Source organism: Microbacterium sp. F2E, assembly GCF_020905435.1.
In the GTDB taxonomy this organism is placed as follows: domain Bacteria; phylum Actinomycetota; class Actinomycetes; order Actinomycetales; family Microbacteriaceae; genus Microbacterium; species Microbacterium lacticum.
This window is the reverse complement of sequence record NZ_JAJJIB010000003.1, coordinates 174,078-196,903: the sequence shown is the minus strand read 5'-3', so window position 1 is coordinate 196,903 and position 22,826 is coordinate 174,078. Positions and strand designations below refer to the sequence as shown.

21 protein-coding genes and 1 pseudogene are annotated in these 22,826 nt (G+C 66.8%); 18 read left to right on the top strand and 4 right to left on the bottom strand.

What is annotated here, in order from left to right:
- Positions 1-166: 166 nt before the first annotated feature.
- The gene (locus LOK55_RS04300; protein ID WP_229934387.1) at positions 167-463 is read right to left on the bottom strand and encodes a hypothetical protein; all 297 of its coding nucleotides are present in this window, start codon (positions 461-463) and stop codon (positions 167-169) included.
- A 74-nt stretch (positions 464-537) separates the two neighbouring features.
- Between LOK55_RS04300 and LOK55_RS04295 the strand changes: the two genes are divergently transcribed.
- Together LOK55_RS04295 and secA2 are read left to right on the top strand one after the other, a co-directional pair.
- The gene (locus LOK55_RS04295) at positions 538-1,260 is read left to right on the top strand and encodes a bifunctional 2-polyprenyl-6-hydroxyphenol methylase/3-demethylubiquinol 3-O-methyltransferase UbiG (RefSeq protein WP_229934386.1); all 723 of its coding nucleotides are present in this window, start codon (positions 538-540) and stop codon (positions 1,258-1,260) included.
- Positions 1,261-1,321: 61 nt separating this feature from the next.
- The gene (gene secA2 / locus LOK55_RS04290; RefSeq protein ID WP_229934385.1) at positions 1,322-3,613 is read left to right on the top strand and encodes an accessory Sec system translocase SecA2; all 2,292 of its coding nucleotides are present in this window, start codon (positions 1,322-1,324) and stop codon (positions 3,611-3,613) included.
- Here the strand turns inward: secA2 and LOK55_RS04285 are convergent.
- Both LOK55_RS04285 and LOK55_RS04275 read right to left on the bottom strand, forming a co-directional pair.
- Positions 3,596-5,032 (bottom strand): phytoene desaturase family protein, encoded by a 1,437-nt coding sequence (locus tag LOK55_RS04285; RefSeq protein WP_374107616.1) that lies wholly within the window; start codon positions 5,030-5,032, stop codon positions 3,596-3,598. The two genes, secA2 and LOK55_RS04285, sit on opposite strands and share 18 nt — an antisense overlap.
- Before the next feature lie 65 nt (positions 5,033-5,097).
- On the bottom strand, positions 5,098-5,889 hold the full coding sequence (locus LOK55_RS04275) for a class I SAM-dependent methyltransferase (RefSeq protein WP_229934384.1): 792 nt from the start codon (positions 5,887-5,889) through the stop codon (positions 5,098-5,100).
- A 197-nt stretch (positions 5,890-6,086) separates the two neighbouring features.
- Between LOK55_RS04275 and LOK55_RS04270 the strand changes: the two genes are divergently transcribed.
- From LOK55_RS04270 to LOK55_RS04210, 13 genes and pseudogenes are all read left to right on the top strand, one after another.
- Positions 6,087-6,983 carry an ABC transporter ATP-binding protein gene (locus tag LOK55_RS04270; protein ID WP_229934383.1) on the top strand — a complete coding sequence of 299 codons (897 nt, stop codon included), beginning with the start codon at positions 6,087-6,089 and terminating at the stop codon, positions 6,981-6,983.
- The gene (locus tag LOK55_RS04265; RefSeq protein WP_229934382.1) at positions 6,980-7,687 is read left to right on the top strand and encodes an ABC transporter permease; all 708 of its coding nucleotides are present in this window, start codon (positions 6,980-6,982) and stop codon (positions 7,685-7,687) included. The genes LOK55_RS04270 and LOK55_RS04265 overlap by 4 nt, the downstream gene beginning before the upstream one ends.
- A gap of 286 nt (positions 7,688-7,973) precedes the next feature.
- Positions 7,974-9,380: a S1 family peptidase gene (locus LOK55_RS04260; protein ID WP_229934381.1), complete on the top strand. Its 1,407-nt coding sequence runs from the start codon at positions 7,974-7,976 to the stop codon at positions 9,378-9,380.
- A gap of 495 nt (positions 9,381-9,875) precedes the next feature.
- The gene (locus tag LOK55_RS04255) at positions 9,876-10,058 is read left to right on the top strand and encodes a hypothetical protein (RefSeq protein ID WP_229934380.1); all 183 of its coding nucleotides are present in this window, start codon (positions 9,876-9,878) and stop codon (positions 10,056-10,058) included.
- A 7-nt stretch (positions 10,059-10,065) separates the two neighbouring features.
- Entirely contained in the window at positions 10,066-11,004 is a 939-nt protein-coding gene (locus LOK55_RS04250; protein WP_229934379.1) for a helix-turn-helix domain-containing protein, read from the top strand.
- A 209-nt stretch (positions 11,005-11,213) separates the two neighbouring features.
- Complete coding sequence (locus tag LOK55_RS04245; protein WP_229934378.1) at positions 11,214-12,335, top strand: ArdC family protein; 1,122 nt, start codon at positions 11,214-11,216, stop codon at positions 12,333-12,335.
- A complete protein-coding gene (locus LOK55_RS04240; protein ID WP_229934377.1) occupies positions 12,335-13,240 on the top strand; it encodes a bifunctional DNA primase/polymerase in 906 nt (301 codons plus the stop codon). The genes LOK55_RS04245 and LOK55_RS04240 overlap by 1 nt, the downstream gene beginning before the upstream one ends.
- 59 nt (positions 13,241-13,299) lie before the next feature.
- Positions 13,300-14,004, top strand: coding sequence for a DUF2637 domain-containing protein (locus tag LOK55_RS04235; RefSeq protein WP_229934376.1), 705 nt, complete (start codon positions 13,300-13,302; stop codon positions 14,002-14,004).
- 580 nt (positions 14,005-14,584) lie between these two features.
- Complete coding sequence (locus tag LOK55_RS04230) at positions 14,585-15,484, top strand: hypothetical protein (protein ID WP_229934375.1); 900 nt, start codon at positions 14,585-14,587, stop codon at positions 15,482-15,484.
- On the top strand, positions 15,481-16,572 hold the full coding sequence (locus LOK55_RS04225; protein ID WP_229934374.1) for a ParB N-terminal domain-containing protein: 1,092 nt from the start codon (positions 15,481-15,483) through the stop codon (positions 16,570-16,572). The genes LOK55_RS04230 and LOK55_RS04225 overlap by 4 nt, the downstream gene beginning before the upstream one ends.
- An 88-nt stretch (positions 16,573-16,660) precedes the next feature.
- On the top strand, positions 16,661-17,359 hold the full coding sequence (locus LOK55_RS04220; protein WP_229934373.1) for a hypothetical protein: 699 nt from the start codon (positions 16,661-16,663) through the stop codon (positions 17,357-17,359).
- A 14-nt stretch (positions 17,360-17,373) separates the two neighbouring features.
- Positions 17,374-18,540, top strand: a pseudogene (locus tag LOK55_RS04215) (M23 family metallopeptidase); the annotation flags it as partial.
- Between the two features lie 5 nt (positions 18,541-18,545).
- Complete coding sequence (locus LOK55_RS04210) at positions 18,546-18,812, top strand: DUF6112 family protein (RefSeq protein ID WP_229934419.1); 267 nt, start codon at positions 18,546-18,548, stop codon at positions 18,810-18,812.
- 10 nt (positions 18,813-18,822) lie between these two features.
- Here the strand turns inward: LOK55_RS04210 and LOK55_RS04205 are convergent, their stop codons facing one another.
- On the bottom strand, positions 18,823-19,446 hold the full coding sequence (locus LOK55_RS04205) for a class I SAM-dependent methyltransferase (protein WP_229934372.1): 624 nt from the start codon (positions 19,444-19,446) through the stop codon (positions 18,823-18,825).
- Positions 19,447-19,544: 98 nt separating this feature from the next.
- On the opposite strand from LOK55_RS04205, the gene LOK55_RS04200 reads away from it, so the two are divergent.
- From LOK55_RS04200 to LOK55_RS04190, 3 genes are read left to right on the top strand one after another with little or no spacing between them, the layout of a single operon-like run.
- Positions 19,545-19,814: a DUF6112 family protein gene (locus LOK55_RS04200; protein WP_229934371.1), complete on the top strand. Its 270-nt coding sequence runs from the start codon at positions 19,545-19,547 to the stop codon at positions 19,812-19,814.
- Between the two features lie 40 nt (positions 19,815-19,854).
- Positions 19,855-21,330 (top strand): type IV secretion system protein, encoded by a 1,476-nt coding sequence (locus LOK55_RS04195; protein WP_229934370.1) that lies wholly within the window; start codon positions 19,855-19,857, stop codon positions 21,328-21,330.
- Between the two features lie 4 nt (positions 21,331-21,334).
- Complete coding sequence (locus tag LOK55_RS04190; RefSeq protein WP_229934369.1) at positions 21,335-22,795, top strand: SCO6880 family protein; 1,461 nt, start codon at positions 21,335-21,337, stop codon at positions 22,793-22,795.
- The last annotated feature ends 31 nt before the right edge of the window (positions 22,796-22,826 follow it).

Sequence of the window (22,826 nt, the reverse complement as noted above, 5' to 3'; positions counted from 1 at the left end):
ATCTCGGCTGCCCATAATCGCTCTATATACCGTCTTTGGTGGATGGTTCGCCCTGACAGTCGCCCACCAGTTCACACCGCTGCGCAGATTCACCCGGCAATTCGATTTCCAGGGGATGCTCCTTCCGATATGGACGTTCTTCGCCCCGTTCCCTGGGACCCAGGACTCAGAGATCCTGGTTCGCTACTTCGATGAACGCGGCGAAGCCGAGGAATGGAAGCACGTTAAGATCTACGAGCCCAGAAGAGCTTCGCATGCCTTGTTCCATTTCAACAGGAGGCTCGAGAAGACCGTGTTTGACGCGGTCGGTGAAATCCGGCAACTGCTTGGGCAGGACATTAGTAAAGAAGTTGTCATGTCGTCTGCACCGTACATCGCGCTGCTTGGCGTCGTACTTGCGGTCGCGCCGGTGCCTCCACATGCAAGGAAGCTCCAGTTCATGCTGGTGCAGAGTGCGGGGCACGATCGAGATCCTCGGGGCGTACAACCAATAATCGTGTCAGGTCGCCATTCCGTCGACCAAGGAGGTGCCTAGGGATGGAGCTCACGTACTACGGCGACGCAATCAGCAAATTCTATGATGAGATGTACCCGCCGAACGATGCGCCCGATTTCGTCGCGTACGTACAGAGAATTCTCCCTCCGTCCTCAACAGTCGTGGACTTTGGAGTCGGCACGGGACGGACGGCCATCCCACTCGCACACAGCGGATATCGTGTGCACGGCATAGACGTGTCTGAGGCGATGCTCGACGTCCTGGCTCAAAAGGATCCTGAGGAGTTGGTCTCGACTAGCCGGATGGACTTTATCGAGGCTGAGAGGGGTGACTACGACCTTTGCGTGATCCTGAACAGCACAATTTATATGGCAGACGGTTCCGATCGCCGGGGGGCGGTGTTCGCGGCGGCGGCGCGTCAACTCCGTCCGGGTGGCGTGCTCCTGGTCGAGTCATACTCGCCACTTCTATATCTCAGGGATGGAGACACGCAGCACTCGTTCGCACCGCTGGGCGCCGCGGGGGCGTACTTCGACAAGGTGCTCGTCGACGGCTACGCGCAGCGGCTGGTGATATTCCGGACATTCGTCACGCCGCAAGGAGTCTCGACCATGGTGGAAGAATCGAATTTCGCGTTGCTGGGCGAGCTTGATCTCCAAGCAACGACCGCCGGGTTTGAGTTGATATCTCGCACATCAGACTGGAGAGGCGCTCCGGCAAGCGCCCAGTCCCCCTCCTTCATCTCGCAGTACCGTAAGTCGTGAGTCGGGTCAGGCTGCTAGAAACCTGTTGCCGCGCCGCTTCCGTGACCGAAAGGGCTTCCTGATGACGGCGAGGATCAAAAGCGCTCTCAGGCGAGTGCTGGCGTTACCGGGCTCGATGTCGTTCCGGCGCTTCGATGCTCAAGTCGACCAGGCGATGGAGCTGAGTAAGCTGCTGGTCGCGCTTGGTGACGGTGAACTGAGGGCTGCTGCAGCACCAGAGCCTCGGCGGGAGAGGAGTATCAGCGCACCGGCTCTTGCCGCGATCGCCGAGGCAAGTCGAAGGGTCTTGGGGCTTTCTCCACACCGCGAGCAACTCGTGGGCGCTTGTGCTCTCATCTCCGGCCACGCTGTTGAGATGGACACGGGGGAGGGGAAGACACTTGTCGGCGCCATCGCGAGCGCCTATCTGGCGTTGACCGGGCGCAAGATCCACGTGATCTCCATCAATGACTATCTTGCGGAGCGCGACGCCGACTGGATGAGGCCGCTCTATGACGCCTTGGACGTTTCGGTCGGTCCGGTTACCTCGGCGATGCCCGCAGACGCCCGACGTCTGGCCTACCGAAGGCAGGTGGTCTATGCGTCCATTAGCGAGATCGGGTACGACGTCCTGAGGGATCGTTTCATCACGAGACCCGACGAACGTGTGGCTCCTGCATTCGACGTCGCGATTGTCGATGAAGCCGACGCCGTGATGATTGACGAAGCGATGTCGCCACTGGTGCTCGCCGGGGAAGACGACAGCTGGGACAGCGACATCCTCCGCGCAACCGATGTAGTGGCGGATTTGATTTCCGAGCGTGATTACACCATAGATGAGGACGGGGCGACTGTCTCGTTCACCGAGTCAGGGTTGGATGTCGTCGAGGATCGGCTCGGCGGGATCGATCTCTATTCGGGCATGAACACTCGATGGCTAACCCTCGTGAACCTTGCGTTGCACGCCCGTGTCTTGGTTCATCGAGATGTCGACTACATCCTGCGAGATGGCTCGATCAAATTGGTCAGCGCAAGCCGCGGCCGAGTCGCGGCGTTGCAGAGGTGGCCTGATGGGCTGCATGCGGCGGTCGAGGCGAAGGAAGGACTCACGGTGAGCGGCCAGGGCGTCATTCTCGACACCCTGACGATTCAGGATCTGCTCCTCAGGTATGAGGCCTTGGCCGGGATGAGCGGAACGGTACTGGACGTATCCGAGGAGCTGATGGAGTTCTACCGCCTAGCATCGGGAAGAGTCGAGCCTCACAAGCCCTCTATCCGATCCGATGCTGCCGATGTGGTCTTTCACACACGGAGCGAGATGCGCGCCGCTGTGCTCAGGGAGATTCAGAAGCTGCATCTGTCGGGACAGCCGATCCTTGTCGGCACGCAAAGCGTCGCCGAATCAGAAGAGCTTGGCCAAGCTCTCGACCAGGTCGGGCTGGAGGTGCGAGTACTGAATGCGAAGAACGACGCCAGGGAGGCATCGGTCATCGCGCGGGCCGGCGAGCTCGACGCGATCACGATCTCAACTCAGATGTCGGGGCGCGGCACCGACATCGTGCTAGGCGGCACCGATGGCGCTGACCGTGATCGCGTCGTCGCGATAGGGGGCCTGGCCGTACTTGCGGTCGGACACTACCCGTCTAGGCGTCTCGACGCGCAGCTGCGGGGAAGAAGCGGCAGGCAAGGCGATCCGGGGATGTCGGCGACATTCAGCAGCCTCGAAGATGAGTTGGTTGCGGTCAACGCCCCCGACATGCTGCGCACTGCAGACAGTCGGCAGCGCCAGCGGTTCACACTCCGGCAGAGACGAGCCCTGGTCGCGTCCGCGCAAAGAATCGCCGAGGGAGGGCGCCTTGATCGTCACCGCTCAACTTGGGCGCTCAACCGCGCGATTGCTCGTCAACGAGAATTCGTCCTGGACGTGAGGGAACGTGTCCTTCGCGCAGGAGCCCCGTTGGATGAACTGCGGGCTTTGGCGCCGGAGGCCGTCTTGAGCTTGGGAAAGAATCTCCCAAGAGATCGCGTGGCAGAGCTACTGAGAGAAGTCTTATTGCTCGTCATGGATGACCATTGGTCCTCGCACCTGGCGTTCCTGCAGGAGATCCGAGACGGTATCCACCTGCGTGTTCTCGCCGGTGAGGACCCGACCGACGCATTTCATATGATCGCTCTGGAAGAGTTTGACGGCTGGATGGCTCGTGTCTACCAAGCCGTGATCTCCGAGATCGAGAAGTTCGGGCTGAGCGACGGGCACTCCCAGTCGGAGCTTCGGAGGCCATCCGCGACGTGGACGTATATGCTCTCCGATAATCCGTTGGGCGATGCCATGCATAGAGCCTTGCGGCACCGACGTTCAGAACGTCGCAACTGAAGAGCTCGGATCAGTCGGTAGGGAGAAAATGTGGGTCAGCGCATGCTGCGCCGCCCCGTAACCGCCCATTCCGTGAACTCCCGGTCCTGGCGCCGCTGCGGTGGAGCACAGATAGAGGCCGTTGCCAGCCAGCCACGGGACGGGGCTGAGCCTCGGACGCTTCAGTAGTTGCCGGGTCGAAAGCGCGCCAGAAGCGAAGTCTCCGCCCACCATGGTCGGGTTGCGCTGCCCGATCTGCGAAGCGGTGGTCGCCCGAGTATCTACCACGGTGTCGCGAAACCCAGGGGCGAAACGTTCGATGGACCGGACGACGGCTTCTGTCTGTGGGGTATTGGAACCCGCCGGGACATGGGCATAGGCCCATATCATTTGAAGCCCGCCTGGTGCCCTCGATGGGTCGAAGAGTGAGGGCTGCGAGAGGATGATCATTGGCCGTTCGGAGTGCCTACCTCTCGCCACGTCATCCTCGGCCCGTCGAATGTCTTGCAGATCGCCGCAGAGATGGACAGTGCCGGCGAACGAGACATCCCTTGTTAGCCAGGGGATGGGCTCAGTGACGACAATATCGACCTTGCTGACGGCATTGCCGCGCACCATCCTATCGACGGCACGCCGGTATCTGCTGTGCACTCTGGAGCCGCAGATCTCGACTAGGTCGCGCGCAGAAGTGTCGAAGAAGTATGCGCGGGCGGCGGGCAGCTGGTCCATTGCGTTGATCTCATGTCCCAAGTGAAAGCTGGCGCCGAATCGAACGAGATCGGCATGGAGAAGATCGGTGATGGCCTGAGACCCGCCTGCTGGAATGGGCCAGCCGCAGCTATGTGCCAACATGGCGAGAACGGCTCCGGCAGCGGAGGTGCCGAGCTGAGGCTGTCTGCCGATGGAGTGGGCGACGACGCCGCCGAGGAGCGCCCTTCCGGCGGAGGTATGTAGCCCCGCGCCGAGCCGAGTGAGCAGGCCAGCTGCCGCAAGTCTTGCTCCGGCACGTGGTCGCTTGGCTAGTGATGGCACCGGTGAGAGTGCCGCCTTGATGATTTCGTCGGAGGCGACGATCAGCGGAGTCAAGAGCCGCTTCCATGCGGCGCCGTCGCGAATCCCGAGTTCCGAGGCTGTTCGCTCAAGAGATCTCCAAGCGAGTGCGACACCAGTCTCCAGCGGATGGGCGTATGAGATCTCCGGAGTAAGGAATCGAAGCCTGTTGGCTATATCCACCTTACGCAGGAACGGAGATGCGGCTGCCATCGGGTGCACAGCGGACCCCCAGTCGGAACGATAGCCACTGCCCCACTCATCGGTGCGGCATCCGCCTCCAAGGACACGGTCCCGCTCGAAGACAGCGACGTGTAGCCCCGCAGCAGCAAGGGTCCATGCCGCGGCGAGCCCATTTGGCCCGCCGCCGACAACGACTGCATCAAACATTGAGGTTGTCTTCCGCGCTCGGAGGGGAGGGCGTAACAGGCTGGCTAGGGATCATCTATGTGCGATCAGCCGCGCAAGTTCGACGCTTCGTTGTCAAGTCGATAGACGCCGGTAATCATCGCTGAATTCTCGTGGATCGGCGCGCCGGTCAAGCCGTCATAATGACCCATCACCGAAAATCCCGCCGCCGACGCATAGGTATCCAGCTCCGTTAGCGTTGTGAGGCGACTCGTCTCGCTCGCGAACGTCGCCGCATCTCTGGCCACCCAGCAGTGATCAACGCGCCACACGGGTGGCTCGAGCTCTGCGAACGTCACAAGAACGTGATCGCCACCGTGATACGGGACGGCAAGGGTGATCCGTCGCTGATTGCCGTGCATCCGTTGCACGAGATCTGGGTTGTGAATCTCCACCACCAGAGTTCCGCCCGGGCGCAGAACTTCCGCGGCGTTCCGTAGCGTCTGACGCTGAGCCTCCGCGTCCGCCACCATCGAGATCGTGCCGCAGATGCACAAAACCACGTCCGCGCCGGCAACCGGCGCACCCTCAACCATGTCCGCGGTCAGCGTGGTGATGCTGTTGTCGGGGTTCTTCTTCCGCAGGGCCTCCAACATCTCCTCCGAGACATCGACCCCGACGTAGTCGACGGGGCCGTGCTGCCTCAAAGCGTCATAGAGCGGAAGCGCGATCCGTCCTGTGCCGACTCCGAACTCGACAACATGAGGATGAGAGAGGCCTCCCGCCAGTGCTGCAAGCCAATCGATCTGGCCTGGGGTCACGTTCTCGCGCGGGAAGAGATCGTCGTAGATGCCGGCGAACTGCCGTCCGTAGTCGGAGTGGTCAGGCACGTTGGTCACACTCCCCTCGTTAAGATGAGGAGACGATAACATACCTACATTCACCTATGTTATTGGCGGCGGTGAGAGGCGTGTAGACAGGTGACTCCGGCCACAGGCACGCATCAACGCTCGCCCCAGCGGCGCCAACCCCTGCCGGGCGCTCCGCTCTTTGCGCCGGCTTGCACCGGCATCGTTCAACCGAGAGGCAGCTCAGGATGACCACTCCCGTAGTCGAAGTACAGAACCTCACCAGCCGGTACGGCGCCTTCACGGCCGTCGAAGACCTCAGCTTCCACGTCCGTCCCGGCGAGCTCTACGCGCTCCTCGGAACAAACGGCGCGGGCAAGACCACCACCTTGGAGACCATCGAAGGTCACCGGACCCCAAGCTCAGGAAGCGTGCGTGTGTTCGGGAACGAGCCGTTCGACAAGAAGACCGTGCGACCCCGTGTTGGCATGATGCTGCAGGAATCCGGGTTCGCCGGCGACCTTACTGTCCAAGAAACAGTGAATCTCATCGGGACACTCTCGGGGCGAGACGCCGACACCCCAGCGCTCCTCGAACGTGTCGATCTCGCACACAAGAGAACTGTTCGCGTGGGTCAACTCTCCGGCGGCGAGAAACGACGTCTCGACTTCGCCACCGCGATCTACGGCAACCCCGAACTGGTGTTCCTGGACGAGCCTACGAACGCGCTTGACCCTACCGCGCGCGACGCACTTTGGGCAGTGGTCAACGAGTTGCGAATGTCTGGCACCACAATCCTGCTCACCACCCATTACCTCGAAGAGGCTGAGACTCACGCCGACAGGATCGGCTTGATGCACCGCGGGCGACTCGCGCACGAAGGCAACCTGAAGGATCTCGTCGCACAGTTCCCCGCCCGCATCTCGTTCGACTCGGATCTCCTCAGCCCAGACATGCCCGTGCGTGTATCGAAGGTCGCCGGCGAGCACGTCGTCGTCGAGACCTCAGACCTCCAACGTGATCTCTACCTACTCCTTGGATGGGCCGATGAGAACGCCATCCAACTCCGAGGCTTGAAGGCGAGCTCCTCAAGCCTTGCCGATGTCTTCCGCACTCTTGCCGACGATCAGGAGGGAAACCAGTGATCGCCATCGCCCGCGCCGAAACGCGGATGCTGCTGCGCAACAGGCTCGTTGCGGCCACCGCTATTCTCGTCCCCGTTGTCTTCGCCGCGACCTTGATCCTCACCCAAGATAACTTCGGCGGGTCCAGCATCGTCGCAGCCCTTCTCACTATCGTCATTGCTGCTCTTGGCGTCTACATCACCGCCACGACGACTCTCGCCGCTCGCCGCCAGACGCTGTTCCTCAAGCGCCTGCGCAGCACGACAGTCACGGATGCCAGCATCCTCACCGGACTGCTCACGCCGATCGTGCTCATCAACCTCATCCAGCTCACCATCATCCTCACTGTGCTCGCCTTCACCGGTAGCGCGCCCCAGAACATCCCCATGCTGATCGCCGGCGTCCTAGCCGTTGAAGGGCTGTTCATCGGCCTCGCGCTTTGCACTGCAGGCGTCACCAACTCACCCGAACATGCACAGGTCACCACCCTGCCAGTGTTCTTCCTCGCCTTCGGTGTCGCGTTCTGGATCGCGCTCACCGGCACCGAAGAATTCGCACTCATCAAGCGACTCCTCCCTGGTGGCGCCGCCGCCGAACTCCTCATCGACGCATGGAATGGCACCGACACCGGTGCCGCGATCATTACGCTGCTCCCCACCCTTGCGTGGGTGCTTGTCACCTTCGTCGTATCCACCCAAATCTTCAGGTGGGAACCTCGGCGGTAGCGAGCCTTGAGGCGGCTCGGGATCAGTCAATCACCCTCGTTCGAGGCGTCCATGTAGCGAATGCCACGTCGTACGGCCGGGGTCAGAGCCGTGAAGGTCGACGACCACCTCGGTGCGCTTATCCATGCTCTGAGGTGCAGCTCGCAGACAGGCGCCTGGGGACCTCCGCTAACGCCCCCACGGTCACGAATGTGTATCGGTTCCCGTTACATACCGAGATGACTGTTTCAATATGACCAGGGCGTAGATCCACGGGCAACTGGACCGTTCAAAGGAGATGACACAGGTGAACAGGAAGCTCCGAGTCTTGGGCAGGGGGGCCTGCGTAGTCGCCGTCACCGTCGCGATGGTGATCCCTGTCTCCTCGGCACACGCGACAAAGCTCGGCGACGTGGCTCAGATTCCCCGTGCAGCGCAGGTGTCATCTGAGGAGGCTGACGCCATCATTGATGAGTTCAATCGCACCGGTCTCGTCGAGGGAAGCGAAGCGCCCACGGTGCGCAACAACTTTGAGAACGAAGCGCCCGACGAGGTGTTCGAACTGGCGGACGCGCTCTACGAGTCTTACGGCCAGACGGAGGGATATGGACCTGTCGAGTGGGACCGGGAAGCGCAGACAGTCCGCGTGTGGTGGCACGGCGACGTGCCGGCTGATGTCATCGAGGAGGCGGAGCGCCTCAGCAGTGTCACGCGGCTTGCGACGACGGTGGAGGTAATGACGTACTCGTCGCAGGATCTGGCGGTCGCGGCGAATCAGATCCTCGATGCGAACGCCGACACCGTGGAGTCGGTGACCGCCTTGTATGACGGTTCTGGTCTTGAAGTCGCAGTATCGTCCGCCACCAAGTCCCGGGTCGGTGACCCGACGAGGAGTGACGAGCTGGGAGCTGACGAGGCTTTCCCGGTCAGTATCGTGGAGAGCGGAGAGGTCGCCCCCGCCAATGACCGCCAGAGCGGGCAGGTGACGCCCTACGCCGGCGGGGCGAGAATCTACGCCGCGTACGTCAACGCTGGATGCACGAGCGCGTTCGGCGTCATGATCACCCAGCCGGCCCTCGATCGGGATAAGCCCCGCGGGATGATCACCGCCCATCATTGCGGTAACTACGGACCCGGCAACTGGGGCACCCCCGGAGGCTACTTCTACGGCTACAAGACCAGCGAGTACGCGAGCCCCCATCGGGACGCGGCTGTCATGGTCAACAGCCCCGGCCAGTCCGGCGTGAGCGACAGCTATCCGCTCTACTACCCGATGATGTACGTGGGAGCGTGGAACGCCGGCTCTCGATACATCGTCGTCAACGGACAGACTCCCGTCGTCGGAGCCGATTGGTGCGTCTCCGGCTCGTACAGCGGGACGTTCTGCTACAACGAGATCACTCAGACCAATGTCTATGTCAACTACGGTGGTCCGACCAACGTGGGGCCGCTCGTGGAGACGGTCAACTACAACAACCTCTATCCGGTGGGGCAGGGTGACAGCGGCGGCCCCGCATACCGCTACGTCAGCGCGACAGGGAACGGGGTGTTCGCGACGGGAATCATCTCCGGTATCCGGAACGCGGGAACGACGTGCAGCGGCTATCAGTACACCGGGCGGCTCTGCTCGAACACCGCCCTGATCTCCGCCATCTACCCCGCGATGACCGCGATGGGTGGGGGGCTGACACTGATGACGAACACGAACTACTGATCGCTCAGGGGCAGACCGGCGTCTCCCATGGACCCGTGTCTGGCTGCACGCACTGGAGCACGTCACCCCCGGGAACAACGAAAAGCACCCAATAGAGGACGGCGACGATCGCCACGCCAACGGCAACGGCTACTGCGATCGTCACCGTCCTCTTCATGACTACCAGACTATCCGGACGGCTCGATGCCGACCCTCGCGCAGTGTCAGCAGGGCTGTCTGTCCCCACGTTCGATATCCGCTGCTGGGCCCACTACTAGCTCTCCCATGCGGTCCAGAAGACCCAGACCGGGACCAGCCGCGACGCGACGCGACGTACTACGCCTGCGAACACGACTGGCTCTGACAACAGCGAGAAGGCGAGACGATGAACCTCTTCGAGCTGACACTCCAGATCGTTCAGCAGACCCACCCGACGGCGAGACAACGAAGCGCTCCGAAACGCGAATCGAGGCTGGCTTCGAACTCGTCGTCGCTGGCTCTGGTCTGATCGCGTTCATGGTCTCGCTCTACGTCGTCCGCTCCGAAGAGTCGATGACCCACGAGCCGTCGATGTGGGTGATCGTGATTGTCGCACTCTATTTCGCGATCATCTTCATCGGCGAGCCGTTGAATCGAACGTCGCCGCGCTATCGGACAGCAACGTCGTGCCAAGTGCCGGATCGTTCAGGGCCACCGTGAGTAACGTATGGCGCTTCCCGCAGGCCATCGGTTGCAGCATTTCGCCCCGCTGATCGCACGTACCCAAACAACTCACCAAGCTGTCGATCCCGTCGCTTACGACTGCGTGAAGGTGATCATCGTCCGGGCCGGCGGCGCGCTGTTGTTCAGCGAGTTCGGGGCTCGGCACGTCAATGTCGGCGATGCCGTCGTGCTCGCGGCGAACACGCTGTGCGGCGCTGAGCCCGAAGGTTGGGTGACGACGACGACGCTGTATCTGGACCGTGACTATGTGATCGATCAGGTCTTCTGGCAATTCGCCGAGCAGTTCACCGACCGTCTCGACGCCAAGCACTTCCTCGACACACATTATGCCGAGCCGGCGCAGGTGCTTCGGCTCGGAGAGGACCGCGCCGGCCTGCTGATGCGCTGGCTCGATGAACTTGCCGCGCTCAGCATCGACGGCCCTGCGCCTGAGAGGTTTTACCGTGCACAGGCGTTGTTGTTCTCCATCCTCGACGTGATCGTTCCGCACCTGTCGGTGACGGAGGTCCGGGTGACGGCTACACAGCGCGCGACGACGTGCCCTTCCTTGCCGCGTCATCGCCGGTTCTCGGCGCTGCGGGAGGAGGCCCGGCAGGCAGAACGGCTTCTTCGCGAGGACTACCGGCGGCGATGGACGCTTCGCGAACTGGCCGCTGCGGTGCATCTGTCTCCGTCCGGGTTGGGCAGGGTATTCGTGGAGGCCTTCGGAAAGCCACCGATCGCGTACTTGGCCATGCTGCGCGCGGAGCGGATGGCGTGTCTTCTGCGCACCACGGATGCCGCGATCTCGGTGATCGCCCGCGAGGTGGGGTGGAGCGACGCCGACTTCGCGGCCCGCCAGTTCCGCCGCGCCATCGGAGTCACTCCACGCCGCTACCGAGCGATGATCCGGCACGCGGCTGGCGGTCCCGTTTCCGGGTGATATCTGCGGCGATCCCGACGATATCAGCGGGATGAGGCGCCCCGTCCCCGTTCGCGTGCGGAGGCGGGTAGGCCGGTAGGGACTCGTCGGGTTCATCGGAGAATCTGATGGTCGCTCTGTTCGTTCCGTCGTCCGTCTCGTTGTCCTGATCCTCCCGGCGTACCTCATGGTCGCAGGACCTCACTGGGGTCTACGGGAGGAGGCCGAGCATGGCGACAGCCGAGGAAGCGCGGGCGGCGCGAGACGCGAAGCTCGACGCGCTGCACGAACAGCTCACTGACGCGGTGGATCGGCTCGTGTCCGGGGACGATTGGCGACGGGCGATCGAGTTCGCGGCGAAGTTCAGGACCAGGAGCTTCTCCAACAGCCTTCTGATCGCGCGGCAGCACTTCGCGGCGTTCGAGGCGGGCCGGGTGCCCGACCCCGAGCCGACCTATGTCGCCGGGTACAAGCAGTGGCAGACCCTCGGCCGGCAAGTGTTGAAGGGTCAGCCGGGGTACATGATCCTCGCCCCAGTCACCGGGCGCTTCGCCACCACCACGCCGTCGGATGCGGATTCGTGGCGCAGGTTGGAGAAGTTCGAGAAGCCGCGGGCGGGTGAGGTGGTCCGCTCTCGCATGGTCGGGGTCCGCCCTGCCTACGTTTGGGATGTCTCCAGCACCAACGGCGACGCCCCGGTACCCGAACTGTCGCGCCCGGTGCTGCTGGAGGGCCAGGCACCGGAAGGACTGTGGGCCGGGCTGGCGACAGTGATCGCTGAGCGCGGTTTCGCCGTCTGCACCGTGCCCGATGCTGCCGCGATCGGTGGGGCGAACGGGGTGACGAACTTCACCGACCGCACCGTGTCCGTGTGGGCCGACATGGACGACCTCCAAAAGGTCAAAACACTCAGCCACGAGCTGGCGCACATCGACCTCGGACATGAGGCCCGGATGGGCGGGGACGGGTGGCATCGCGGGATCGGGGAGGTTGAAGCCGAGTCCGTCGCGGCGATGATCGGCGCCGCCCACGGAGTCGATACCAGCATCTACACCCTGCCGTACGTGTCCGGGTGGGCGTCGAGCGTGAAGGACAAGACCGCCGTGGAAGTCGTGCAGGCCACCGGGGAGCGGGTGCGGAAGAGCGCCTCGGCAATCCTCGATGCTCTCCCCACCGTGCAGCTTGGTGGCGGTGACCCGCCGGGCCTGTCCCGCGAGCCCCGCGCGACCGAACGTGCCGCCAGGCGCGATGCCGAGCGGGCCACCACCCGGGCGACGGTCGCAGCCGACGCATTCGCTGCGGAGCCGGCGCGACGCTCGCCGGGACGCGAGTCCGTGGTGAGGAGTCTGTGATGGATATCGCGGCTCTGTTCGCTGAGGTCGCCGGGCTATCACCCGCACGAGCGGCTGCACGGTTCGCCGCTGTTGGTGTGCCGGTGTTCCCGTGTGTGTCCGGTCAGAAGCGGCCGCTGACCTCACGGGGGTTCCACGACGCGACGACCGACCCCCTACAGGTGGCGGCGTGGTGGCGGCGGTGGCCGGCCGCGAACCTCGGGATGCCCACGGGGGCGGTGTCGGGGGTGGAGGTCGTCGATGTGGACCGCAAGCCCGCGGGGTCGGGGTTCGCGGGGTTCGGTCGTGCGCGCGCCGCGGGGCTCGTGCCCGGTTGGCTGGCGCTGGTGCGCACCACCTCGGGCGGGATGCATGCCTACTTCCCGACCGACCCGGACCGCTCCCAGCCGTCGTGGCAGGCTGCCCGAGCGCACGTCGACTTCCGCGGGGAGGGCGGCTACGTCGTCATCCCGCCCTCCACCGCCCAGACCGGCAGCGGGGTGGACGGCTCGTACACGCTGCGAGCGGGGGGCGTGCTGCTGGCGGAGCCCGTGGATGCCGCCGCATTGCGGGATTTCCTCGACCCCCGCCCCCAACCGTGCGCCTGGCAGGGTGGGACGCCGAGGGCACTCGATGCGAGGCGGTTGGCGGGGTGGGTTGCCGCTCTCGGCGAAGGCGAACGCAATCGCGGCCTGTTCTGGGCCGCCTGCCGGCTCGCCGAGGCGGGCGTCGCCCCCGCCGACACGTGGGCGGTCCTTGCGCCGGCGGCGGAGCACGCCGGTCTCGGGGCGCGGGAGACCTCCGCGACGATCCGCTCCGCTTACCGCACCACCCAGCCGATGTCCTCTCCTGAACGTTCGCCGGGGTTCGGACAGCACGAGCCGCCGCGGCGGCCGCGGTCGGTCACCAGGCAGGTGCTCTCATGAACCCCCGCACACCTGTCGCCCATCTTCCTGCGGCGCGTCGTGGGGTCCGGCTGGCGGTGATGACCGCGGTAGCAGGGACAGTGCTGATCGCCCTGGGTGCATTCTGGCTCAGCTTCACCGCCCTGGCAGACCTTGCCCAGCGGTCGGGGATCGTGGCGGGGCAGGCGTGGGCGTGGCCGTTGATCGTGGACGGCATCATCGTCGTCGCCACCGTCGCCGTCGTCGCCCTCGCCGGTCACCGCTCCGCGTGGTATCCGTGGATGCTGCTGGTCGCCGGCGCTGTCGTGTCCGTGACGGGGAACGCGATCCACGCCGTCGTTGCCGCTGACGCCGATGTGCCCGCAGTCCTGGCCGGGGCGGTGGCGGCGGTGCCGCCGGTGGTGCTGCTGGCGATCACCCATCTCACCGTCATCCTCACCCGCCCCGCCCCCGCACCGACAGACCCGGTTGGCGTGGTGACGACGACGGCGGAGACAGCTGACGCGTCAGAGGCGGGCCTTGCCACCGAGCCCGAAGCGGATGCGCTTTCGGAGCTGGCCAGGCGGAGCGTGCCGGTGGTGTCGGCAGCCAAGAGCGCGGCGGGCGCGAATCGGCGGGTGGTCGCCGCTCAGCTGCGTCAGGCGGGTTGGTCGAACAAGGCGATCGCCCGCCGGCTCGGGGTGCACCCCTCCACGGTGGGCCGCTGGTTCCCGCACCTCCCTGTCGGCGGCGGGGCGGGTGCACCTGCCGAGCACACCACCACAGAGGAAGGAGACCCGTCATGAGCACTACCACGACCAGCGGTCAGGAGCGGCGGCGAGAGGAACACGATCGTGGGCGGGGACAGCGTCACCGGCGAGAGGAGAGCGTGCGAAGTGTCGCCGGACGGGACCGCGGTGTCGAGGAAGGCGAAGCGTCGGCGTTGGCGAGGCACCGCGACCCCTCCGCACGCCGGACCCGCCCAGGAGCGCGCGCCGCGGGCGCGAAGCGGCCGGGGCGGGGCGTGGAGTGGGTGCGGCCCTCGGATCTGATGACCCACGCGGGCGGTCGTCTCGCGGGTGCCGGTATCTCCTTCGAGGCAGAGCTTGCCCGCCGCCTCCGTCGGGCGCCGGTGACCGCGGTCACTGTCTCCCGCCGCACCATCCGGGCACGCCAGGCCGGGCGCGAACGCGCCGGGCGGGATACGGCGCGGGAGCGAGCGGATCGTCTTCCGCCGCTGTCGGCGTTCGGGCAGTCCCGGCACCGCCCGTACTCGTGGGTGACCCGCTCGGGGATCGGGCTGGGCTGACCCATGACCCCGAGCGTGATCGCGATGAGGTGCCTCCAGGTCGGGGCGTGTACCTGCTCATCAGGAGGTAGCTCGTCATGACCGATCACACGTACGACGACCGGCGTCGCTTAGGCCGCACGTATCCAAGGCCGGACCGGGAGAACGCGAGGCACGGGTTCGAGGATGCGGAAGGGCTGCGGGCTCTGCTGAACCGGCTCCACGACGCCGGGAGCGGGGCGTGGCAGGACGACCCGGAGGTCGCCGCGCTGATGCGGCACGCCGCGACCAAATACGCCGCCCTCGCGAGGAAGCACGGGTTGGACCCGTGGGAGGCGGCGACGGCGGCGTTCCACGCGATGCGGAAACCGAACGCCAGGGCGGCGGACGATCCGTGGGCGATCGTGACCACCGCGGTGCGGGTCACGTGCATCGCGGAGGAACGCGGGACCGGGCTGTTGTGCTCGGTCGACCGTGCACGCCGACCCGAGTACTCGGTCTTCCACGACGCCGAACGTTTCTCCGATCGGGAGAACCCACTGCCGGAGTACCACTCCGCATTCCACATCGACCCGTTCGGCGACGACGACCCCGCCGCCCCGAGCACCCCGCCGGATGGTCAGACCGGGGTGGGCTCGGCAGTGGAGGACGCGATCGCGTTGCTGTGCCTGCACGGGTGGGACCCGCAAACCGCCAGATCGGTGACCGAGTGCGTATGCGCAAGGCTGGCGGTCTCGTCGTCGCGGGCGGGAGCGTTCGAGTCGCTGCGGCGCGACAAGCACGCGCGCGCCCTCCTCGACCTTCCCCTCGCGTCCTGGACGGGTGTCCTGCGGGTGCTGCTGGGAAACCCCGACCCGCACCTTGCGCACACCCGCGCCGGCCGCGGGGTGCTGCTGCGCCTGCTGGTGGATGAGCCGCTGCACGCGCTGGATGGCGACGAGACCCTGACCGCCGCGGTGGCCCTTGCCGCACCCCGCAAAGGCACAGGCCCCCGATGAGCAACAACAGCGGCGAGGGGCACGTCGAGCTGGAGCGCGCGACGGACTCGATCTGGGCGGGCCGCCGCCACCGGCAGGACATGGGCGACATGAACGCACTGGTCGCGTCGATCGAACGTGACGGGATGTTGCAGCCGATCACAATCGCGCCGAACGGGATGCTGATCTGCGGTGCCCGCCGCCTCCTCGCCGTCCGCACCCTCGGGTGGAAGACCGTCAAAGTCTGGGTCCGCTCAGGGATTTCCACCCGTCTCGGCGAGCTCCTCGCGGAGCAGGACGACAACCTCCTGCACAAGCCCCTCACTTCGACCGAGGAGCTGGCGCTGTACCGGGAACTGAAGGAGCTCATGGGCGAGGACGCTGCCCGCCGGCAGGAAGCGAGCCGGTTCACCACGAAAAGCGAAAACCCCAGGTCACACGGTGGGGCCGAATCGGCACCACCGTCCGGCGAAACGGCTGGTCGCACCCGGGCACAGGCCGCGCAGATGGTCACCGGCCGCGCCTCCTACACACGGTTGGAGGAGTTCGGCCGCATCCACGACACTGCCGCCGACCCCACCCAGCCCGCGCAAGTGCGTGCCCGCGCGCAAGCAGAGGTCGACGCGATCACCGCCGGCGCACCGGTGCACCCGGCACTGGGACGGGTCAACGCCGCCGCACACCTGGCGACCCTCGACGCCCTCGCAGACGATGACACCCAGCCGGCCGGGGTGAGGGAAGCCGCCGCGGCCGGCGCCGCGCGGGTGCGGGAGCTGGAAGCCGCCGCCCGCGCCGACGAGCTGGAACGCATCGCCGCGCAAGCGGTCCAGCGCGCACGGGCGGCGACCAAGCGCCGCCGCCCCACCACACCACGCTCAGGTACCGGCACCGAGAGGGAGGCGGGTGGGATGGTGCTGTTGCCGGTGCGGTCCTTCGTCTACCTCTGGGACGACCTGGACTCCTGGTGGGACCGGTACGACCCCGCCATGATCGGCCCGGCCCTCGCCCCGGCGCAGTGGGCGCAATTCGAACGCATCCTCGCGGGCACCCTCACGTTCGCCGACGCCGCACGGGCTGCTCGCGACGCGCAGGAACGCAAGACCGCCTGAGGCGACCGCAGACCCCTCGCGCCGGGAGCGCCGAGGGCCGGAGTGTGCACCTTCCCTGCGACACCGCCCCGTGGGAAGGACACCGCTCATGGACTCCGCCGTACCGGAGGATCGCCGTCGCCGCCGCCTGCTCATCGCAGCCACTGCCACTGGCCTCGCCCTGCTGCTCCCGGCCGGCGTCGGCATCTACGGGCTGCTGCGTGGCCCCGCCACCACCACCGACCTCGCGCCGAGCGATCCCTCGCCCCGGACGCCGACCAACGGGCCAGACCCGGTACCGACCGCCGGCCCGGACCCGATCCCGCAGAACCTCGGCCCGGAAGTGTTCGCGCGCGCTATCGCCGAGGCGCTGTTCACCTGGGACACGACCTCCGGGCACGACCCTTCGGACTACGCCCAGGCGCTGGCAGAGGTCGCCGCTGAGGCCGAGGCGAACGCCTTGGCCTCCGACGTGCGCGCCTACCTGCCAGCGAACGACGCCTGGGCGCAGTTGCGTTCTTACGCGACCACGCAGTCCCTGACCATCGACGAGGTGTTCGTCCCCGCCGCCTGGGAGACCGCAACCGCCCAGGCCGCGCCGGGGCAGATCCCGGACGGGACGATCGCGTACACCGTCGAAGGCACCCGGCACCGCGAAGGCATCTGGGGCACCGAACCGATCAAGGCGTCCCGCCCGGTGACGTTCACCGTCTTCCTCGTCTGCACCCCCGAGGCATCCGCTCGCGGTACCGACGCCGGGTGGTGCGAGGTGCTGCGCCTCTCGCAGCTCGACAACCCGTTGCGCTGACCGGGGGTGTCTCGATGAAGAAGCTCGCCCTCCTCGCCCTCGTCCTGCTGTTCCTCGCCCCACAGGCCGTGCTGCTCGGCGTCGCCACCCTCGGAGGCACCTCCGCGACCGGGGCCTGCACGCCGGGGTCGTTGCACGTCGGCCCGATCCCGGACTCTCTGACAGCGACGACCCGGAACGGGGAGACGGTCACGCTGAACCGGAGCCAGCTCACCCACGCCGCGACGATCATCACCGTGGGAGGCCAGACCGCCGGCGTCGGCCGGCCCGGGGTGCTCATCCCGCTGATGGCCGCGCTGACCGAATCTTCGCTGCGGATGCTCGCTAACACCGGCGCCTACCCGGAGTCCGGCGATTACCCGAACGACGGCAATGGCTCCGATCACGACAGCCTCGGGCTGTTCCAGATGCGCCCCGCGAGCGGGTGGGGCACCGTCGCCGAACTGATGGACCCGGACTACCAGGCCAGGGCGTTCTACGGCGGGGAGGCCGGCCCGAACTACCCAAGCCCCCGCGGGCTGCTCGACATTCCCGGCTGGCAGCAGATGGACCCCGGCGAGGCCGCCCAAGCCGTCGAAGTCTCGGCGTATCCCGACAGATATCAGAACTACCAGCCCGTCGCCGAGGCGATCCTTACCGCCCTCACCCGCCCCGCACCCACAGGCGGTGGAGAACAGGAGCCGGTGGTGCCGGAAACGACCCGGATCGTGTTCCCGCTCCCCGAAGGCACCTGGGTGATGACCAGCCCGTTCGGGTGGCGGGTGCATCCGATCAGCGGGGAACGCGCATTTCACACCGGGACCGACTACGCCGCAGCCGACGGCACCCCTCTCTACGCCGTCGCCGACGGCGTTGTCACCGTCGCAGGGTCCTCCGGCGGATACGGTGGTCTCGTCGTCATCGAACACGCCGTGACAGGCGAGCGGGTCGCGTCCGCCTACGCGCACATGTGGGAGCACGGCATCCACGTTGCTGTGGGCGACACCGTGACCGCCGGACAGCACATCGGCGACGTCGGCTCCTCCGGCAGGTCGACAGGGCCGCACCTGCATTTCGAGATTCGCCCCGGCGGCACGGGCGGCACGGCGATCGACCCGGATGCCTGGCTGAGCGAACACGGCGCCGAAGACATCACCGGCGGAGAGACCACCCCGGCCACCTGCACCACGACAGGGGGTGGGCCGTGATGGACGTGTTCCCCGACTTCGGCAGCGTCGGCGGCGCCGACGACCTCCGCGCCATCGTCGGCGCACTGCTCATGTTCGTCCTCGTCACCGCCGCGCTCATGCTGATCATCTGCGCCATCATCTGGGCCATCGCGTCCGCCAACGGCAACTACCAGGCCGCGACCAAGGCACGAGTCGGCCTGTTCGTCTCCATCGGTGCCGCCGCCCTCGCCGGAGCCGGCGTCGCCTGGATCAACTTCCTCCTCGACATCGGCACACAGCTCTGACTGGTGCGATTCAGCGCGGCTGGATGCGCCCGGTCGGCTGCCTCCGGGCAACGATCGCTGCGTGGGGCCTTGCGCCCGGGTCGGTCCGCGAATGGCGGGCCGTCACGGTGAACCCGGCGTCCTCGATCCGTTGCGTGAGTGCCGCGATCGGCCAGAAGTACGCGGTGGTCACCTGGTGGTTGAACGGAGTGAGGTCGGGTCCGTCGAAGAACCCGACCGCGAGCGACCCGCCGGGGGCGAGCACGCGGGCGAACTCGCCGAGTACCGCCGGGATGTCGGCCGGAGGAGTGTGAATGAGCGAGTACCACGCCAGGATGCCGCCCACACTGTCGTCTGCGACATCCAGATGCTCCGCCCGTCCTACCCGGAACGACACGCGCGGGTAGGCGGCACGGGCGTGGTCGATGAACGCCGCGACGGGATCGATCCCTTCGGCATCTCTGCCCTGGTCTTGAAGCCAGGCCGTCCAGTGCCCTGGGCCGCAGCCGACGTCGAGGACCAGGCCGTCCACCCCACCGGCCCAGGCGCCGATCATCGCCCGGTCTTGCTCGGCGGTGCACTCGATCCGGCCGAGCGCATCGATGTAGTCCGCGGCGCGTCCTGCGTACGCAGCGCTCACCTGACCCACCGGCACCCCTCCACGATAGGGCGCCCCGCCCGCACGGGCGGGGGAGGTGGGTCGTGTGCACCTGACTCGCGAGAACCCTCCCGCGAACCGTCAAGGAGCACACCGTGATCGACATCGACCCGAACTCATCCGGCCTTCCCGGCATCGATCAGCTTCGCATCATCGTCGGCGCCGTCATGACCGTCGGCCTCATCCTCTCCGTCTTGGCCCTCATTATCAGCGCGATCGTGTGGGGCTTCGGCGCCAACAGCTCCAACCCCCACCTCGCCAGCCGCGGCAAGGTCGGTGTCCTCGTCTCTTGCGGCGCGGCGATCATCTGCGGCGCCGCGGTGACGCTCATCAACTTCTTCTGGGGCGTCGGGCAGGCCGTCTGATGACCGCTCGACACGATTCCCGGCCGCGGGGGTGGTTGCGGTGAGCGTCTGCGATGTCCCGGTCATCTCCTCCGTGTGCGACGCCGTGGGCGAGGGCACCGCCTCCCTGATCGCGGCTCCATTCGACTGGCTCGCCCAGGCGATGGCCGGCGCCGCGGCGTGGTTGTTCGAGGCGGTCTGGTGGGTGTTCGACACCACGACCCTCGTGGACGTCACCAGCCCGGACTACGTCGGCGTTTACAACGTCCTGTTCGGCGTCGCTGTGTTCATCATGCTGATCTTCTTCTGCCTCCAGCTCATCACCGGCCTTATCCACCGCGACCCCACCGCCCTGTCCCGAGCTGCGCTCGGCCTCGCCAAGTCCGTCCTCGGCAGCTTCCTCGTGATCACGCTCACGGCACTGCTGCTGGAAGTGACCGACCAGCTCGCGGTGGGGATCGTGCAGGCCACCGGGAACACGATGGAAGGGATGGGAACCCAGATCGGGCTCCTCGCCGCCGGGCTCGCGACCATCAACATCACCGCCCCCGGCGTCGGCGCGATCCTGACGATCTTCCTCGCCGGCCTCGCGATCACCGCGGCCGCGATCGTGTGGTTCTCCCTCCTGATCCGCAAGGCGCTGCTGCTGGTCGCGATCGTGTTCGGCCCGGTCGCACTCGCCGGGGCGACCTGGGATGCGACCAAGGGGTGGTTCGCGAAGTGGGCGACGTTCGTGATCGCGCTGATCTTCTCCAAGCTCGTCCTCGTCGTGATCTTCCTGGTGGCCATCGGGCAGGTGTCGGCACCGATCGAGGCCGACCTGGCATCCATCAGCGACCCCATCGCGGGCGTCGTCCTCATGTTCATCGCGGCGTTCGCCCCCTACATCACCTATAAATTCCTGTCCTTCGTGGGGTTCGACATGTACCACGCGATGAGCTCCGAGCAGGAGGCGAAGCAGGCGCTCAACCGCCCTGTCCCGATCCCTGCCGCACCCTCCGGCGACACCGCCAAGAAGGTGCTGGACGGCGGCAACGACAGCGGCGGCAAACCCTCCGGCAACGGTGGCGGCGATGTCCAGCCCACTGGTGACGGCGATGTCAAGCCAACGGGTGGCGATGGCGGTGGCCCGACACCGGCACCGCCTGCCGGCCCAGGAACTACAGGCCCCGCGGCAGAAGGTGCCGCCGCCCCTGCCGTGGGCGGGGCAGGAGCTGAAGCAGGTGCTGGTGCCGGTGCGGCTGCTGGTCCGGTCGGGCTCGCCGCTGTGGCTGGAGCCGCGGTCGTGGAAGGTGCGGCGACCGCCGGCCCGAAGCTCGGCGGCACAGTCGGCGGTGCCGCGGAGGGTCACGCAGGAGCCGCGTCCGAGCAGGCCGCCCAGCCGCCGTCGCAGACGCCGCCCCCGGCATCGCCGACGCCACCGCCCTCGAGTTCCACGCCGCCCGCGCCGGCATCGGACGCTCCGAGCACATCGGGATCGCGGCGGTCCGACCCGCCGCCTCCGCCGTCGTCCAAGCCGTCCTCGGGGAAGGAGTAACCCCATGTCCGCGAACGCGCACCGTGAGTATCCGCTGTCGCCGGTGCAGTTCTCCCGGCTGACCAAGCGCGGGATCATGCTCGGCCTGTCCCTTCCGCAGCTCATCGTTCTCGGCATCGCCGTGCTCACCCTCGTCGCATCCCTCTACACCGGCGGCGGCATGGGGCTGGCGTGGACCTCGCCGGTGTGGGGCGGGGCCGCGCTGCTCGCGGTGATCCCCGCGGGTGGGCGGAAGGTGATCGAGTGGGTGCCGATCCTCGCCCGCTGGGTGTCGCGCACGTATCTCGGGCAGCTCATCTACCGGCGCCGGATCATCAAGCCGCGCCCGGCCGGGACCCTCGCCCTGCCTGGTGATGCCGCGCCGTTGCGGGAGTGGGAGGACCCCGAGAGCGGGGCGGCGATGATCCACGACCCGCACGCGCAGACGCTGACGGCGATCCTGGGCGTCTCCCATCCGGCGTTCGTGCTCCTCGACCCGGGTGAGCAGCAGCGTCGCGTCTCCGGCTGGGGGCGGGTGCTGGCTGCGGCGTGCCGGTCGGGGCGGATCGCTCGCATCCAGGTCTCCGAGCGCACCCTGCCCGACTCCGGGACGGGCTTGGCGGAGTGGTGGGCGACGCATGGCAGCAACGACGGCTCCTGGGCCGCGACCACCTACGCGGAGCTGATCGACCGGGCAGGGCCTGCCGGGGAACGCCATGCGACCACCATCAGTCTCGCGCTGGATATGCGCGCCGCCGCGCGCCAGATTCGCACGTCCGGCGGTGGGATGCGTGGGGCCGCTGCGGTCCTGCGGCAGGAGATGACGACGCTGACGACGGCGCTGCGGGCCGCGGAGCTGTCCAGCAGCGGGTGGCTGACAGCCGGGGAGGTCGCGGTGATCCTCCGCGGCGCGTACGACCCGGCCGCCGCACCGGCGCTGGAACGCCACGGAACCCTGGGGCGTGACCTGGCCACGGCGGGGCCGGTCGCGGTGACCGAGACCTGGGACCGGCTGCGCTCGGACAGCGCGCATCACGCGGTGCTGTGGATCAGCGAATGGCCCCGCTCCCAGGTCTACCCCGGGTTCCTCGCCCCGGTAGTGCTGTCCTCGGGCATCCTGCGCACCCTCGCCCTGCACCACACCCCCGTGCGGGCGGACCAGGCCGCGCGGGACCTGCGGAAGAAGAAGACGGAACTCATCTCCGATGTTGCCCAGCGCCGCAAGATCGGTCAGATCGAAGACGCCGCATCTTCCGCCGAACTCGATGACGTGCTGCAACAGGAAGCCGACCTGACAGCAGGACACGGCGTGCTGCGGGTCTCCGGCCTCATCAGCATCTCCGCGCCGACCCTGGATCAGCTCGACGGCGCCGTCGCCGCGGTCGAGCAGGCCGCGATCCAGGCGAGTTGTGAGACCCGCCGACTGGTCGGCCAGCAGGCGCAGGCGTTCACGGCCGCCGCGCTGCCGTTGTGCCGTCCCGTCTGAGGAGCGAAGGACGAACCCGCGCACCTGTCCT

Coding starts and splice junctions, on each gene's coding strand:
- LOK55_RS04295 (WP_229934386.1), top strand. CDS start 538: ATGGAGCTCACGTACTACGGCGACGCAATCAGCAAATTCTATGATGAG.
- secA2 (WP_229934385.1), top strand. CDS start 1,322: ATGACGGCGAGGATCAAAAGCGCTCTCAGGCGAGTGCTGGCGTTACCG.
- LOK55_RS04285 (WP_374107616.1), bottom strand. CDS start 5,032: ATGTTTGATGCAGTCGTTGTCGGCGGCGGGCCAAATGGGCTCGCCGCG.
- LOK55_RS04270 (WP_229934383.1), top strand. CDS start 6,087: ATGACCACTCCCGTAGTCGAAGTACAGAACCTCACCAGCCGGTACGGC.
- LOK55_RS04255 (WP_229934380.1), top strand. CDS start 9,876: ATGGTCTCGCTCTACGTCGTCCGCTCCGAAGAGTCGATGACCCACGAG.
- LOK55_RS04250 (WP_229934379.1), top strand. CDS start 10,066: ATGGCGCTTCCCGCAGGCCATCGGTTGCAGCATTTCGCCCCGCTGATC.
- LOK55_RS04245 (WP_229934378.1), top strand. CDS start 11,214: ATGGCGACAGCCGAGGAAGCGCGGGCGGCGCGAGACGCGAAGCTCGAC.
- LOK55_RS04240 (WP_229934377.1), top strand. CDS start 12,335: ATGGATATCGCGGCTCTGTTCGCTGAGGTCGCCGGGCTATCACCCGCA.
- LOK55_RS04235 (WP_229934376.1), top strand. CDS start 13,300: ATGACCGCGGTAGCAGGGACAGTGCTGATCGCCCTGGGTGCATTCTGG.
- LOK55_RS04230 (WP_229934375.1), top strand. CDS start 14,585: ATGACCGATCACACGTACGACGACCGGCGTCGCTTAGGCCGCACGTAT.
- LOK55_RS04225 (WP_229934374.1), top strand. CDS start 15,481: ATGAGCAACAACAGCGGCGAGGGGCACGTCGAGCTGGAGCGCGCGACG.
- LOK55_RS04220 (WP_229934373.1), top strand. CDS start 16,661: ATGGACTCCGCCGTACCGGAGGATCGCCGTCGCCGCCGCCTGCTCATC.
- LOK55_RS04210 (WP_229934419.1), top strand. CDS start 18,546: ATGGACGTGTTCCCCGACTTCGGCAGCGTCGGCGGCGCCGACGACCTC.
- LOK55_RS04190 (WP_229934369.1), top strand. CDS start 21,335: ATGTCCGCGAACGCGCACCGTGAGTATCCGCTGTCGCCGGTGCAGTTC.